Source organism: Chloroflexota bacterium (assembly GCA_016219275.1).
Taxonomy (GTDB): Bacteria; Chloroflexota; Anaerolineae; order UBA4142; family UBA4142; genus JACRBM01.
The window spans coordinates 1-14,276 of sequence record JACRBM010000066.1; the positions used below are offsets into that span (position 1 = coordinate 1).

The 14,276-nt window shown below is 53.1% G+C and carries 18 protein-coding genes; 1 reads left to right on the forward strand and 17 read right to left on the reverse strand.

Annotated elements, in window-relative coordinates; translation table 11 throughout:
- The coding region (locus tag HY868_18375) for a hypothetical protein (GenBank protein MBI5304107.1) at window positions 1-230 on the forward strand (230 nt) is incomplete at its 5' end.
- Between the two features lie 47 nt (window positions 231-277).
- Here the strand turns inward: HY868_18375 and HY868_18380 are convergent.
- The 17 genes from HY868_18380 to HY868_18460 all read right to left on the reverse strand — a co-directional run bounded on the left by HY868_18380 (window position 278) and on the right by HY868_18460 (window position 14,231).
- Window positions 278-1,468 (reverse strand): hypothetical protein, encoded by a 1,191-nt coding sequence (locus HY868_18380; protein ID MBI5304108.1) that lies wholly within the window; start codon window positions 1,466-1,468, stop codon window positions 278-280.
- Window positions 1,469-1,598: 130 nt separating this feature from the next.
- Window positions 1,599-1,805 (reverse strand): hypothetical protein, encoded by a 207-nt coding sequence (locus HY868_18385; GenBank protein MBI5304109.1) that lies wholly within the window; start codon window positions 1,803-1,805, stop codon window positions 1,599-1,601.
- Window positions 1,802-2,692 (reverse strand): hypothetical protein, encoded by an 891-nt coding sequence (locus tag HY868_18390; protein ID MBI5304110.1) that lies wholly within the window; start codon window positions 2,690-2,692, stop codon window positions 1,802-1,804. The genes HY868_18385 and HY868_18390 overlap by 4 nt, the downstream gene beginning before the upstream one ends.
- Before the next feature lie 4 nt (window positions 2,693-2,696).
- Complete coding sequence (locus tag HY868_18395) at window positions 2,697-3,818, reverse strand: CpaF family protein (GenBank protein MBI5304111.1); 1,122 nt, start codon at window positions 3,816-3,818, stop codon at window positions 2,697-2,699.
- The gene (locus HY868_18400; GenBank protein MBI5304112.1) at window positions 3,818-4,081 is read right to left on the reverse strand and encodes a hypothetical protein; all 264 of its coding nucleotides are present in this window, start codon (window positions 4,079-4,081) and stop codon (window positions 3,818-3,820) included. The genes HY868_18395 and HY868_18400 overlap by 1 nt, the downstream gene beginning before the upstream one ends.
- Before the next feature lie 13 nt (window positions 4,082-4,094).
- Entirely contained in the window at window positions 4,095-4,850 is a 756-nt protein-coding gene (locus HY868_18405) for an ATP-binding protein (protein MBI5304113.1), read from the reverse strand.
- Between the two features lie 10 nt (window positions 4,851-4,860).
- Window positions 4,861-6,486, reverse strand: coding sequence for a hypothetical protein (locus HY868_18410; GenBank protein MBI5304114.1), 1,626 nt, complete (start codon window positions 6,484-6,486; stop codon window positions 4,861-4,863).
- A gap of 20 nt (window positions 6,487-6,506) precedes the next feature.
- Window positions 6,507-7,277 (reverse strand): SAF domain-containing protein, encoded by a 771-nt coding sequence (locus HY868_18415; GenBank protein MBI5304115.1) that lies wholly within the window; start codon window positions 7,275-7,277, stop codon window positions 6,507-6,509.
- On the reverse strand, window positions 7,277-8,233 hold the full coding sequence (locus HY868_18420) for a hypothetical protein (GenBank protein ID MBI5304116.1): 957 nt from the start codon (window positions 8,231-8,233) through the stop codon (window positions 7,277-7,279). The genes HY868_18415 and HY868_18420 overlap by 1 nt, the downstream gene beginning before the upstream one ends.
- An 89-nt stretch (window positions 8,234-8,322) precedes the next feature.
- On the reverse strand, window positions 8,323-9,510 hold the full coding sequence (locus HY868_18425; GenBank protein ID MBI5304117.1) for a hypothetical protein: 1,188 nt from the start codon (window positions 9,508-9,510) through the stop codon (window positions 8,323-8,325).
- On the reverse strand, window positions 9,507-10,298 hold the full coding sequence (locus HY868_18430) for a hypothetical protein (GenBank protein ID MBI5304118.1): 792 nt from the start codon (window positions 10,296-10,298) through the stop codon (window positions 9,507-9,509). The genes HY868_18425 and HY868_18430 overlap by 4 nt, the downstream gene beginning before the upstream one ends.
- Window positions 10,295-10,741, reverse strand: a complete 447-nt coding sequence (locus tag HY868_18435) for a pilus assembly protein (protein ID MBI5304119.1) — start codon at window positions 10,739-10,741, stop codon at window positions 10,295-10,297. The genes HY868_18430 and HY868_18435 overlap by 4 nt, the downstream gene beginning before the upstream one ends.
- Before the next feature lie 293 nt (window positions 10,742-11,034).
- Window positions 11,035-11,517 (reverse strand): pilus assembly protein, encoded by a 483-nt coding sequence (locus HY868_18440; protein MBI5304120.1) that lies wholly within the window; start codon window positions 11,515-11,517, stop codon window positions 11,035-11,037.
- Between the two features lie 29 nt (window positions 11,518-11,546).
- Window positions 11,547-11,912 carry a hypothetical protein gene (locus HY868_18445; GenBank protein MBI5304121.1) on the reverse strand — a complete coding sequence of 122 codons (366 nt, stop codon included), beginning with the start codon at window positions 11,910-11,912 and terminating at the stop codon, window positions 11,547-11,549.
- A 109-nt stretch (window positions 11,913-12,021) separates the two neighbouring features.
- Entirely contained in the window at window positions 12,022-12,201 is a 180-nt protein-coding gene (locus tag HY868_18450; GenBank protein MBI5304122.1) for a hypothetical protein, read from the reverse strand.
- 186 nt (window positions 12,202-12,387) lie between these two features.
- Window positions 12,388-13,287 (reverse strand): type II secretion system F family protein, encoded by a 900-nt coding sequence (locus HY868_18455; GenBank protein MBI5304123.1) that lies wholly within the window; start codon window positions 13,285-13,287, stop codon window positions 12,388-12,390.
- Window positions 13,284-14,231, reverse strand: a complete 948-nt coding sequence (locus tag HY868_18460; GenBank protein ID MBI5304124.1) for a hypothetical protein — start codon at window positions 14,229-14,231, stop codon at window positions 13,284-13,286. Before HY868_18460 ends, HY868_18455 begins: the two co-directional genes overlap by 4 nt.
- Between the last annotated feature and the right edge of the window lie 45 nt (window positions 14,232-14,276).

Below are 14,276 nucleotides of genomic sequence, written 5' to 3' on the forward strand. Positions count from 1 at the left end.
GACAAATTCCGATTCACGATTATCAATATGGCGTTGGCACAACCCAGGCAGGCAAAACGATAGATGTGCGTTTCGATCCCACGACGCGCGAATTTATTTTCAGTGATGCACAGACTGCTCAAGAAGTGAAACGTCGTCCGGCGCGTGGACTCGATGTATCCACCATCACTGGACTAGACACACCGATTCGCATCGAGTATCAACCTATCCAACTTTCCTTCGCCTTTTAGGGGGTACGGTTATCGCTGGACTGTTGGGGGTTGAACCTTAATGGACTTTACAGTCGGTAATAAACCTTATCGATTTCTTCATCTTCACTGTCTTTTCTTATTCGTGAAATGTATAAAGCTACATATCTCGTGTCAGAGCGAAAGGCAGTGCTTGGGTTTGATTCCAAGTTCTGTATGGCAAGAGTAATCTCCTCGATTGGATCATCGGCTGTAAATCTTAATGATCTTGCAGTGTCGATCTCAAACTGGATTTTTACAAAAGACTCCAAACCAGGAAAACTTTTGTATCCCTTTTTAAAATACGAATATACTTTATTTGCTAACCCGTTATCCTCTGAGTGAAAAATGAATATGAACTTCACTGGTTGATCGGGCGCTTCGAGGGGACCATTTTCTTTCAAACCAACGTACGGGATGAAATTTTTTTGATTTTTGCCAAATAGCAGAAGATTGCTATCTTGTGAGGTGTGATTTACTTTTTTCTCGTATGGCTTATAAAAGCCCGAACCGAATATTCTGATGCAATCACCGATTACTACATCTTTTAAATAATCATCATAAAATTCGTGAACGAGATCATAATATTTCCTGTATTTGTTTTCAGAATAGTTTCTTTCAAACGGAATTTTCAAAGCGAACTTGATGTCTCTGTTAAGCAACGGATAAATGTTATTCGTGTCTGCACGTTCGTTATCACCAAGTAATTTGAATTTTGCAATCTTACCATGGTATCTTACCTTTCCCAATACGGAATTGTTTAATTGTGCCGCCCTAACACTTTTACCGAGGATAAAAGAATCGCCTTCATAAGTAACCAGCAAGCTTGTCCCTTCGATTAGACTGTTGTTGTCAAAGCGAAGTGAGAAACAGTGGTATTTTTTGTACTCGTTATTATGAAACGCCTGATCTTCCAAATACACTTCGGTATCATTAATGAAATTCCGGTTCGTGATAATATTTAGATTGTAAAAATGGCCGAACAAAATTTTATTGAAATAATACTTCGCGAATCGCTCATTCTCAGTTAGACTTACAGGTACAATCGTGTCGCCATTCTGCGAGGTTGTCGTCCACCAAGCAAACTTATCCAATGCCTCTCTTATTTCAGCAGGGAAATTCTTTGGCAAGTTATTTTTGTGGATACGAAAATATCCCTCTTTCTCGTTTTGAGAAAAAGATACTTCGACTTGCTCGTTCAGGATATTAAACGGAAGGATGTTTATTTCAAATTCACCCACATGTTCTCCATTCGTCCCCAATCGATCTATTGTGTCAAAGTTCGTAATAATATCTCAGCTAGGCATGGCATGGATCACACTCGTTACGCCATCCTAGGAGGAGTATAGGGCAAAACCTGTTTTAGGTCAATTATTTTCCCATCCCATTTTTCAAAAGTAGCGGACACAGCTGCGTCCCCGCAGACAGCTTCAATGTTTCCGCCGCGGTCACTTCCACAATCCGACCTTGGTGGATTCTGAAAATCACATCGCCATAGTTGAGCGCGTTAATCGTCGTGCGATTGATCTCGACAAGTCGAACAATCTCGTCGGCGAGTTTATTCGTGGGCTGACTCATAGCACGCGCTCCCGCAACTGGGTCAATTGATTCTCGAAATACCAGGAACCCAGGATCGCAATCGTTCCACCAATCATCAATAGTGCTTGACGCGAGATGGACGACGAATAAAAGTCCCACCAGAACGACGCGATCACGGCAAGTGCCATCACTGCTCCATTTGCCGCTTGCAGGAAACGAACCGTTCCGCTCACGAGCGCAAGCGCGACTCGCGAACGATCCTTCAAGCGTTTCCGTTGATCGAGGCGGTTGGACAATTCGCGCAACGTATTCAGGATTTCCTTTTGATTCGATTCTGACGTGTGTCGCAAAATGAATACAAACTGGGACAGATACGGATTCTGCACTTCGCGATCCAGTTGTTCCAAGACCTCTTCCCCTGTCTTGCCAGTCCCAAACGCATTGAGCGCACGTTGGACGGCATTCTGAAGAAATGGATGCGCTTGCGTCTTGACCGCTTCAGAGAGCGCACCGAAAACCGTCGGGATGACCAAATACGCCGAATAGTAGGCGGCAATGAGTTCGCCAACGGCATCTGTGATTTGTTCGCGGGCAAGCGACGACGAACGCGTCTCGACATACCAGTACAGCGCGATTCCAACGACACTGAGAAATATCGCCACAAGAATACCGCCAGTGATCGCAGCTTTGAAGGCGAGTCCCAGCGCAAAACCCAGGATGACCAGGCGACCCAGGTTATTCTGTTTCGCCGCGAATTTTGGGAGTGCGGACTGTTGCTTTTCAAGTTGGCGCACCCAATTTGGACGCCGTCGCCGATACAACCACTGCGCGAAGTTCACCATCGAAGATAACACGACGTAACCGCCGAGACCAGCGGTGACCGCACTCGCACCGATGAATAACCATTGCAACACGAGTTCAAACATAGGTTTACTCTGCTCCAATCGGCGTGAGAATGTAGCGTTCCGCATCACCGCTGACCGTAACGATTTCCGTCACCTTGCGCTTCCAGGTTTGGTCGCCGGCGGCTTGCACGAATTCCACATGCACGCCAATTCCAACCCCACGCGCGATGCGTTCGCGAATTGCACCCAGCGGCACATCTTTTTCGCGCGCCAAAGTTTCCAAGCGAAGCAGCGCATCGAGAACTGAGTTGCCATGAATCGTCGTATGCGCGACGACACCCAGGTTAATCGCCTGCAAATACTCGCGCGCTTCTTCGCTCACGACCTCGCCGATGATAAGAACGTCGGGGCGCATACGTGTATAGAGCACGTTAACCACATCCGCCATCGAAACGCGCCCCGCCTCGGTATCGTTTCGCACGACGGCGCGCGCCTCAAACGGATTCGTCGTCTCGATTTCCTCAAACGTTTCTGCGCCGCACAATTGAGAATACTGAGGCAATTGCGCCAATAATGAGTTGAGGAGCGTCGTCTTACCCGCCGCGGGGCGTCCTGAGATCAGAATGCTCTTGCGACGTTCCAGGACTGTCTGTTTCAAGAAATCGGCTTGCGATTGCGTGAGCGTGCCGGCTTCCACAATCGCGTCGAGCCGCAAAACGCGATGGGTGAAGACACGGATATTGATCGCCGTGCCGCGTTTGGAAAGTGGCGGTACCATAGCCGTAAAGCGCGAGCCGTCGGGCAGATCAACCAGCACGAATGGATTCGCCGCACGCAACGGTTTACCGCCCATCTCGGCGACACGCTGGGCTAGCGCGTAAAAGTACGTTTCTGGCGCGCGAATTTGAGTGTCGGCGATATGACCGTTTTGCCAAGCGAGTACTGCGCCCTGTCGCACAATTATTTCTTCGACGCCTGGCTCACGCAAAAACGGTTCGAGGATTCCCAGTCCCATCATGCGATTCGCGAGATCGCTTGCCACAGTGCGCGCATCGCCAGACGGCAACAGTCTTTCTTCGGCGAGCACACGTGCGACGGCGAACGCGAAATCGCTGCGCTCTTTAGCGGTGGCGCGCCAAGGTGGAATCGTAACGCCTTTGCGAATCAACGCATCTTGGAGTCGAGGAAGAATAGTGTCGTAGTTCATCATTCCATCGTCACATCTTCAGCAACAATATCGCTGCGCGCCTCAATGCTGATATGTACGGGACCCAGCGATTCAAGCGAACCAATTTGAAGCTCCGCCTCTTCGGCGATGATCTCGGCAACCTCCAGAGCATCCGAGAACGATTTCGCGACAATGTGATCCGCGCACTGAGCTTCAGGCGAACAACCCAGTTCGGCTCGCAGAGTCAGTCGGAATAGTTCGACGGTGGGTGCAAATGTGTCGTCAACGGTCAAGTGTAACATGTGTGTCTCCCCTTTATTTGATCTGGGCACGCTGCGCAGGGAATGCCCGTTGCTGTAATGGATTTTCGAGTATGCGCGCACTCGGACGCAGATCGCCGCCGCCCACGTGAATGATGCGCGACCGCAAGCTATCGCTAAAACGCGAGGCAATCGGATCGAGGTCGCCCTTGTCAGGATTGCGATTCGTCGCGACGAGCGTCAAACGTTCGTCCCAATGAATGTACCGTTCCTCGACGATTTGAAAGATTTTCTCTTCCGCCCAACTGTGCGATCCTTCGGATTTGTCTTCACCCTCCTGGGTGTGGCGTGCGTTGTTGTGCCAACGATGAAACTCGTCGAGCGCGAGCACCGGGATTTGTTTCAATTCGTTCATCAAGGTGTCGTAATCGCCATCCGCGTACGATGCACGCAAACGATCCAGCATCGCAGGCACGGATTGATAGAGGGCTGGGATGTTGGCTTGCCAACATGCTTGGATCATGGATACCAAGATGCCGGTCTTGCCGGTGCCAAACGCTTGCGACCAAAAGACCCAGATGCCATATTTTTGCGCGAGCGCTTCCTTCGCGGCTTTCAAGGTTTCGGGATCGCCGGGAAAATTCTCCAACGTCCAAACCTGGGTCGAATTGCCCAAACCCGACCAACGCTGGAGCGCGGGCAACGTCTCTTGCTTTTTGCAACTGCAGGGTACGGCTCGACCGAATTCTGGGTGGCTGACTGGCAGATCGCGCCGTAGAAAACCGGCTCCACCACAAATCGGACAACTCATCGTCTTACTCCTAGTTCTCTGTTTGATTGGAAATTTCTTGCGCGCGCGCAGCGAGGCGCAACCGTGCTTGGATCGTCTCCAACGTTTCGATAGGACGCTGTTGGGACATCCCATTGGTCGTCGGCGCAGGATTGCCATTCTTGGAAATCTCGCGACGCTTGAACCATTCGAGCGGACCCGTCACATTCATCGGGTTATACCCGCGTCCGACCCAGGCTTTCAGCGCATCTCGCCAGAACCCCAGCGCGGCTTCATCCGTGCCGACCGTTTGCGCAATCGTGTCCCACAATTCTTGCGCGGGATAACGCCGACGCACTTGCCGGTAGACCTGAACGGCAAGAGGAATCTCGCGTTTAGGCGGACAAACTTTCTGGCGCGCCGTTTTCGCGTTTTCCTTTGCCCAACGCGCGAGAATGATACGCGCCATCTTCGGCGCACAGAAACCTTGCTTTGCACTCCCGGCATCCAACGCCTCCTCGACCGCCTGACGAACGAGCGCCAAGGAAGTGACGCCGCGTTGGGTTGCGAATTCCCGAAACTCGTCAGCCAATGCTTTCCAGCGTTTCACGAGCGCTTTCGATTGAGGTTGCCCGGAGTGTTCTTCGATCAACGCGATCAGACCGACCATCTCTTCACGCGCGGACTCCGTCAAACCCAGTTCTTCGAATAACGCGATTCCCGAATCAGAAACGACAGGTACGATTTGGGCGGACGATTTACCGTTTTCGGTTACGATTTCGCCTGACGATTTACTGCGATCGGATTCAGACTCGCGATTCGATTCTTCCGGATGACGCACGAAACGCGCGCAAAAACTCAAATGGGCAGTCCGATTTTTCTCGCGCGCATACGCGACCGCACGCGTGATACCGTTTTCGATTTGCTCAATCGAAAAACCTTCTCTCAAAAGCGCGTCAAGTAGCCGCGTTTCCTTTTCTGTTGGAGCGTACTGCTTGATGCCAATGGCACGCGCGAAAAATTCGACAATCTGTGAAATATCAGTGCTCTCATTGAGAGTTGTGGTTGTAGTACAATCTTTATTCTTTAGGGTGCAGTTTTCGGAATGCCGTAAACTGCTCTCCGTGTCCTCGACGGGAAGCAGTTTTTGCTCTCCGTCAGTTGCCCCGAATTTGCCGATGAAACTTTCGGGGTAAATGATATAGAAATTCGACCCAAACAATCCACGTGTGATGCGCGGTTGGGCGGGCGTGATTCGTTTGACGAGTTTGCTGTCGGCGAGTTCGTCCAATGCCGCATCCACGGTATGAACACTCCCCATCCCCGTATCTTGCATCAATCGTTCGCGTGACGGAAAGCAGAAGAGATGCCCCTTGTCTTCTTTGGACACGATGCCCAAACGAACCAGTTCTGCGAACTCGTCTTCGGCGCCTAGACGTCTTGGATCGCCCAGGATGCGGGCGCGCAATGCGAGCGCATGGAGTATCTTGTATGCCGCGTTGCTCATGCGCGCCATCAAGCCCGACTCGATCATGCCGACGTACTCGCGGATGTAGGTTTCGTATCCTCGGACGGCAGTTCCATCGGCGGCAAGATCGATCCGCTGATCGTGCTCGATAGAAAGAACCAGTGCAGTCGTTTTGGTCGATCGGGCGCGCGAAGCGATTGTGTCTGTCATGACGAATTCTTTTCCAAATGTTATTTGCTCTTGACGATAGGCGCGAGCGAGAGCCACAAGAGATAGCGCGAAGCGACCTGGGATTCGCCTGCCAATCGCAAAACATCCTTCGCGACATCGGGTGCGACCGCGACGGTGATGATCGTCAGCGGACGATTCGTATTCGACGAACTGGTATCGGCGGTTTCGTACGTCGTCACTTCCGAAGTCTTGGACTGCACTTTCGGCGGCGATGCCATCGGCGAACCCTGGGTCGAGCGTACGTCTACGACCAGCACATCCGATTCCAAGAGTTCAATGCCAGCGCCTTGAGCCGCGAGCCACACTTTGGGATCGGGTGAAGTAACGACCGCTTGATTCGGCGTCGCTTGCAGAACAATGCGATAGAGATTGATTCGCTGTCCGACTTTGATCTGTCCGCCGACTGCCTGTTCAGGTTTGATCGGAAATGAGATAATCTCCAAGCGTTCGTCGTCGGTGTAGCGGAATTGTTTTAACGGAACCAGTTGATCGCGATAGACCAATTGATCGGGCTTGAGTGTGATCGTCGAAATCTTGCCGCTCAGTTCGGAGGCGTCACGATAAACAGATTCGCGCGCCATCGGCGCTGGGAACGAACGCACTTTGAACATGCTGGGTGAGACGACCGTGTACGGTGGAATCTCGACCGCGGGCACAACAAGTTCGGTCGTGGCGACGAGTTGTTGGTACTGGGTCTCGGCAAACCAACCCACACCCAGCGCGACGATCAATGAAACGAATGCGATTAAAAGGGCAAGACGATTCCGCATCAACTCCTCCAGTACGGGTAGATGGCTCTCAACAACTGTGTGCCGAGTCGTCCGTCGAATCGTTCAGGATTCTTGATGCGCGGCAAATCGAGCGCGCGTTCCAAACCGAGTTGCGTCAGACGATCTCCCCAACCGTCCACCATATTGAAGACAACCTGAGGTTGGGCATACGTCTCTGGGACGCGTTGCATCCATTGCTTGAGCACCGCCGCATTATTCCACGCATCGGCGCGCGGCGCGGCGACGATGAGGAAATGCCCGATTTGGCGCGCGACGGCTTCAAGCCAGGAGTGTGGAAATTCCGAGTCCACCAGCGTGAGAATGTGCGCGGCTTGAATACGCGCAAAAGCCTGCGCGATCTCTTCCGGTTTAAGCAATCCGCCCACGTCGTGATAATCCACGGTGACTAGCGTCACGCCTCGCCACGTGGGAAATCTGGGTTGCGAATTATGCACCGCATCGACAAATCCTGCGCCTTCGCCGACACCCGCAATGACGCGCAAAGGGCTGGGACCGTACGGCAATTCGACCACGGCCGTCGGTAATTTGGTGCGCGCGGCGAAAGCCACGGCGGTATCCAATGAGAGCGTGGTCTTGCCTACGCCGCCGCTGTAGGATGTGAGTGCAGCCGTCGCCGGCGGAAAACTCTGAAAGTTTCCCGAAGCCGCGAGCGCGTGAGCGCGCCACGTCGTCGGATCGGCGAGAAAGTCATCTGGAGTCGTCCAAGGCACGTGAGACCGATTCAAAATTTCGACGAGCGTTCCGCGCGGAACCTCTTCTTCGATCAAACTATCCAATTCGACAATCGCCAATTGCGCTTTGGGCAAGGCGTGATAGACGCCGCGCGTCGTCACCGCCTCAATCGCTTGATAGGGGGCAATAGTTTCGAGCGCAGTGTGGACTTGCACTTGGGATGTCGCGATCAGAACACGAACGGTAGGTTTGTTGATTGGCATAGATTCCTCTTTTTCAGTTCGATAGTGCGATAGTTGCCTCACCAGCGAGAGAACTATTTAACTATCGAACTATGCAACTATTGCACTAATCATGGATTTCCGATGACGCCCTGCACTTCGATCACGGGCACAGGAAGAACGTCCATTGTGCGACCGTCAGGCGTGCGAATCAGCGTGCTGTCCGCGTAGAAATGCGGCGCGCCATAATTTCTCAAATCTGCCGTGCCATCATCACTCTCGCCGCGCCACTCGACGTGCTGCACGGTTTCGTACCCTTGCTGCCCATCGCACCAGTCGTTGTTATCGCGCGTGCGACGGCAATCGCTCCAGCGAAACGCGTGTTCCCAGGTCATCCGCCAATCGATTACCCAGTACGAATGGGCTTGCACCTGATACGCCGGGAGATTACCCGTTCCATTTTCTGGTTTCTGCGCAGATGAGGTCACGTAAATGTGTTCGGTCACTTGCTGGCGCGACGCATCTTCTTGTGGTTGTCCCCACGCCCGCTCATCCCACACGTATCGAATCCACGCCGGCGCTGGGTCGGGCGATGGATTGGGCCACGCGATTTGACGCCATCGAATACAGAAATATAGGTTGCGATAATCTTCGTCGTAGCCCCAGGTTCGTGGATTCCAGTTGTCCACCTGGGGTGACGTGCATGCCCAATCTTGAATGATCAACCCAGGAGCAGTGAATTCCATTTTGTCATTCACGATCCCTCGCGGGTACGGTTTGTAGGTGATCGGCACCGGCGGGATACGCGCTTCAGCTCGGCGTGTCCATCCGATCAAGCACCACACGCCCGTTTGCGTAAAGCCAGCCGGACACGGCAGCGGATTGACCTTAATCGTCGTCGGCGTCGGTGTGCCACAGTTGTAGGCGGCGATCACCGAAATCGCGCTGGGATAACACTGCCCGGTCGTTTGGTCACACACGTACTTGACGTGCCAATATCCGGTTGGCGACACAGAATCTGGAACGCAATAACGCCAGCGATAAAAAGTACCAGGTGGCGGTGTTTCAGTTGGCGGTCGCGTCGGTCTGGGTTGCGTCGGTCGCGGCGTCCCCGGTGGAACGGTAATGATACGCGTCGGCACGGCTGTTGCGACTGCTGTTCCCTGACAAATGAGACTGCCGCTCGGATCGATCCGGCATCCTGGCGGTGGATCATCGGCGCGAATGAGTGATACGCCACCGAAGCACAACAGGCAGAGCAGCAACAACGAAGCGCACAGGATAAGCAAGACGCGACCGAACTTGATTGGCGTGATCATCGAATCGTCCGAAAAAGTTCATCCACGTAAATGGTCTTGTCGTCGTCCAAGTCGTACTTGATCGTCAAGCGGGCGATCTTCCAGCGTTTATCTTTTGGATCGTACTCAAGAGTATAGCCCCAGGTTCCCTTATGCGCCTTGACGTTGATCTGCTTGCGCGTTCGCGTGTCAAATAATTTCCAGTCGGTTCCGCTGAAATCGGAAAGATTCATCTGCATGCCATCTTCCGAGAAAGCGTTGAACAGGGGTTTGTCCATCGGCGATGGCAAACGCGATTGAAAGGCGAGTGGCGCGGAAATCACTTTGAGCGATCCGTCGAAACTATCCTGAATGTCGAGCCGTTCTTTCGTGAGCGCTTTGTCGGTAAAGTATTCGGACAGATGCGCCAACAAATAATCGCGCTCAAAGAGGTGATCCATTTTCCATTTTTGCGCGGCTTGATAATCGCGCATCACCCACACCTTGATCTCCTGTGGTCCATCGTAGATCGTTTGACCAAGCGGATTCTTCGTTTGCCAGACCGTCCACGTGATGACCTGGGACGTGCGGATCGTCGGCGTCACCGTCATTGAGCTAGCGACGACCGTGATGTTTCCGGCAATCTGCGTTGGACTCGTCACTGGCGCAGGTAACAGAGGCGACACATTGCGAGTGACGACGAGGTATGCGCCTATCAAACATGCCAGCGCGAACAGGATGGCGATGAAGATGATGATCCAAGCGAGCGGACCGAGTCGCTTGCGATTGCGCAACGTATCTTCTTGAATGAATTTGTCTTGGAGTGTCATTGTCCCTCACTGTTAATTCCGAATGCCGGATAAGCTCGTCCTTCGACGCGCATTGAAAGCGAAGAGATGCCGGCGAGTCGAAAGAAAATCGTTTGCACCTGTGCGTTCGCGTTCACGATCACTTGATTGTTGCCGATATGAATACCAGCCACTTGCATTTGTCCGCGTTGGTTGATGTTCACAAAGCCGCTGGCTGCGCTCCACGCTTCGCCAGAATCGAGCCGCACTTGGTTGGTCTCGCGAAAATACTCAACGTCAATCGCGTGGCTCGCGGCTTGCGCGGCGGCATTCACTGCAATTTCGGCGCGGCGATACTGCCAGTACATCCACCCGCCGTCGAGCACCAAGCCCACGACAATCATCATCATCGGAAGCAAGATGACGGCTTGGACGAGATATTGCCCAGATTGATTATTGAGAAAATGGCGTAACAACTTGATCATTGAAAAATTCCTCCTGTACGCGCGTGCATAGATTTGCTTGCGTTCACGATGCAGCTTGCGAGTTCCAGTCCTCACACGATCCGTCTCCCAAGTAACTGCCATTGCACGCGTGTACGGGAAGTGAAAGATATTTCCTATCTGGACTCGGGAATAGATTTGCTGGGTCAAAGGTCAAGTGGGTATTTGTTTGGCTAATCATGGCTCTACCCGAGAGCGCCTCGATCTTTGAGCATCGTTATCGACAAGTCTTCAGGGAACACGTTGGTTCCCGGCTTGCCAGACCTGATTTTTCGTCACCTCCAATCTGAACGCCACAGCTCCACGCGTGACCAGGTTGTGGATTGCAGCGGAACACCCGAACCATTTGCAAAATCGGACACACCTGGGATGTCGCCGACGAACAGGTCATACGTCGCGATACATTGCACGGGCGTCCCACGTGCCCATCCGCCCGCCGGCGCAATCGTGATGTTTGCCCCGGCTGGATTCAGGTAAAACCCTTTGAGAGTTTCTCGTCCCGCAACCAAGCCTTGAGCGATTCCGTCGCCGGGTTGCAAGGCTTCCACCGCTGCGCGACATCCATCGTAGCTCGCCATGTCGAGTGCGATTTTCACGTAGAGCACTCGCCCAAAGAAAATCAGCGCCGCAATGATGATCAGAAAGAGCGGCAGCACCATCACAAGCTCGATGTATGCCTGTCCTGGCGAAGGATGAAGGATGAAAGATGAAAGATGAAAAACTCTATTCGATTTTCTCAGCTCTTGCTTCTTATTCATCCTTCATCCTTCATCTTTCATCCTTTCCATTACCACCATCCCCGCGGCGGTCCACCATAGAACTGCTCCAACCGCTGGAAACTTTGGGCTTGGATGTTGAGCGGTAGCGCACCCAGGTACGGCAAACTGAAGAGACTGTTGTTGCGTACTGATCCACTCACACTCCGTCGGCTGGTATCTGCGCCGAGCGCGATTGAGTACGATCTTGCGAATCCCCCAACCGCCGACTGCAACATGCGCTGTGTTCGCGCATACCCAGCCCCAGTATCACCGCCACGCATCGCGGCAAGATACGTGCCATCATGCACCGCTGCGGCTGCCGCGACCTGGTTCCACCACATCCAGGCGTAGAAAACGATTCCTGCACAGAGGATTAGGAAGACCGGCAGACCCACTGTCCACTCAACTAGGTCTTGGCCGCGTTCATCACGGTGCCATTTATCAATTCTCGATTTCGAGTTTGCGATTCTTGATCGAAAATCAGAAATCGAAAATCGAAAATGTTTATCGGATGCCTTGCAGTTGTGAATTCGCATTGCGCAGAACATCCTTGATGGTGTTGTAGAGCAGGGCAAGCACGGCAATCACGGTCACAGCAAACGCCACAATAATGGCGTATTCCATGATATCTTGGCCGGATTCCGAGCGATGGAATTGTTGTAGCGTGTTCAAGAGCTTGGTCATTTATCCACTCCTTTGAATTGAGAGGCCTTGTGGTGGGGAGCCATAGTGCCTCTCCGTTCTCACAAAACGTTTCCCGATTTATGCCGGGAGAAGTGTCCCCGCCATTCCCCCTTTCGCCCAGTCGCCCGCCTACCTTCGGATAACCCGGTCAGTAATTGTTCTCCAGTGGCGGACCGACTGGCACATCTATCGCAAGAAAAAATATTGCGCGGCTAGATAAACCCCAGGTCCCATCACGACGATGCCAATCGCCGGCAAGATCAGACAACCCACGGGCAAGACCATTTGCACCGATGCCGCCATGCCTCGCGCTTCGATGTCTTGTTGCACGCGATCCTGCATGATCCGTCCCATGCTCGTCAGTGCCTCGGCAATCGGACTGCCTAACTGCTGAGCGCGTTCGAGCAAATCGACAAAGCGTCGCACTTCATCAATGCCAGCGGCTCGCTGCGCAAATCCATTCAGCGCTTCGGTGAGCGTGTGCCCGGTCGAGATGTCGGTCGAGACCTGGCGCAATTCCTGAACGAACGGGCCGCCTGGCTTGAGCGCGATTTGTTCGAGGGCTTGCGGTAAGGCCTGCCCTGCCGCGACTTGAATCGCGAGCCGATGGAGTACGAACGCCATCTCCGTACGAATTATCTCGCGTCTTTTCTGAACGAGTTGGCGCAGGTGAAAATCCGGCAGATACAATCCCAGGATTCCCAAGCCGAGCGCCACCGGCAGAAACCCAGGTCCAATCGCAATGGCATTGAAGAGTCCGACGAGGAAAAGCATCGTCGCGATAAAAACCTTCCAGGCGTAAAAGTTGTAAACCGTGCGATAACGGGATGGATAGCCCGCGGCGATGATGAGTTCGCGATCCTTGTCTTCGCGCCGTAATAGAACGGCAAGCGTGTGACTCGCGCTGTCGAGCAAGGGACCGAGCGCACGATCCAGCAGCGGCGACAACTGAATCCGTTCACCTTCTTCGGCGCGGAGTTGCACGCGATTGCGCGAGTTGCCGATGCGTGCGACGAATGGATGCGTGACTCCTGTCCAAATCAAGAGCACACCGAGTCCACCGATCAAGGCAAGTAGGATGGTCATGCGCTCACCCCCGCGCTTTCGAGCGGCTGCACGGCGCGCGAGCCAATGCGATTCATGATGTAGTAAGCGAGAGCTGACATGATGCCAACCAAGACAATCGCGATTTGTCCAAAGAGGCTGGCATAGAAAGGTCCTTGAAGGTCAGGCGCGGTCTGGCGCAAGATCACGATGAAGGTGAAGGGAGCAAGGCAGACAATGCGCGCTTCCCAGCGAATCCGTTCTTGTGCGGTGGCGACGCGTCGTCGTCCTGATGCAAGGGCTTGTACGCTTTCACGCAATGCGGCGAGCACCGGACCGAGTTGTTGTCCTCCCGTACGTCGATTTGCAATGAGTGCCTCGACCAATCGATCAAAAATCATATCGCGTCGTCGCTTGGCGACCTTCATCAATACCTCTTCGAGATTCGCCTGTAAGGACATCTGGGTTGCGATTTCTACAAAGTCCGACCGCGCAATTTCGGGTGCATGTTCGGCGACCGTTGCAATCGCCATCTCCAAACTTCGCATTGAGGCAAACCCTTCTTGCAGAATGTTGATCACTTCGAGCAATGCCTCTTGATAGGCACGCCGTTGTTTCTCGCGTCGATCTTCAAGGTATGTCCAATAGGCGAAGAATCCCAACAGCGCACCTAGGAGTGCAGCGGCAATCGCATTCGTCAACACGAAGGCAACCACTCCCAACACAACGCCAAGGAACATCGACGTTTTGAGAAACTCGGCGGCAGTGATATTGAGATCCGCTTGGTCGAGTTTTCTCTGCAAGCGTCCCAGGAAACTGGTGTCTTCCTCATCTCTAGAAATCTTGTAGTGCGGGATTGCCATGATCGAGAGTACAAGCACCAAGACGCCCGTCGCGCCGATGAAAGCAAACAAGACATTTGGACCGTAAAGCATGAACTCCCTTTCGTTAATCCTTGGTGTATGGTCGGCGAGTGGCCACCGCAAGGAACATGAACGCAATGCCAACCTGGGAACTAACCAACAATAAAA

Excerpts from the sequence above, each read along its gene's own strand:
- HY868_18385 (MBI5304109.1), bottom strand. The coding sequence starts at position 1,805 with ATGAGTCAGCCCACGAATAAACTCGCCGACGAGATTGTTCGACTTGTC.
- HY868_18390 (MBI5304110.1), bottom strand. The coding sequence starts at position 2,692 with ATGTTTGAACTCGTGTTGCAATGGTTATTCATCGGTGCGAGTGCGGTC.
- HY868_18395 (MBI5304111.1), bottom strand. The coding sequence starts at position 3,818 with ATGAACTACGACACTATTCTTCCTCGACTCCAAGATGCGTTGATTCGC.
- HY868_18400 (MBI5304112.1), bottom strand. The coding sequence starts at position 4,081 with ATGTTACACTTGACCGTTGACGACACATTTGCACCCACCGTCGAACTA.
- HY868_18405 (MBI5304113.1), bottom strand. The coding sequence starts at position 4,850 with ATGAGTTGTCCGATTTGTGGTGGAGCCGGTTTTCTACGGCGCGATCTG.
- HY868_18410 (MBI5304114.1), bottom strand. The coding sequence starts at position 6,486 with ATGACAGACACAATCGCTTCGCGCGCCCGATCGACCAAAACGACTGCA.
- HY868_18415 (MBI5304115.1), bottom strand. The coding sequence starts at position 7,277 with ATGCGGAATCGTCTTGCCCTTTTAATCGCATTCGTTTCATTGATCGTC.
- HY868_18420 (MBI5304116.1), bottom strand. The coding sequence starts at position 8,233 with ATGCCAATCAACAAACCTACCGTTCGTGTTCTGATCGCGACATCCCAA.
- HY868_18425 (MBI5304117.1), bottom strand. The coding sequence starts at position 9,510 with ATGATCACGCCAATCAAGTTCGGTCGCGTCTTGCTTATCCTGTGCGCT.
- HY868_18430 (MBI5304118.1), bottom strand. The coding sequence starts at position 10,298 with ATGACACTCCAAGACAAATTCATTCAAGAAGATACGTTGCGCAATCGC.
- HY868_18435 (MBI5304119.1), bottom strand. The coding sequence starts at position 10,741 with ATGATCAAGTTGTTACGCCATTTTCTCAATAATCAATCTGGGCAATAT.
- HY868_18440 (MBI5304120.1), bottom strand. The coding sequence starts at position 11,517 with ATGAATAAGAAGCAAGAGCTGAGAAAATCGAATAGAGTTTTTCATCTT.
- HY868_18450 (MBI5304122.1), bottom strand. The coding sequence starts at position 12,201 with ATGACCAAGCTCTTGAACACGCTACAACAATTCCATCGCTCGGAATCC.
- HY868_18455 (MBI5304123.1), bottom strand. The coding sequence starts at position 13,287 with ATGACCATCCTACTTGCCTTGATCGGTGGACTCGGTGTGCTCTTGATT.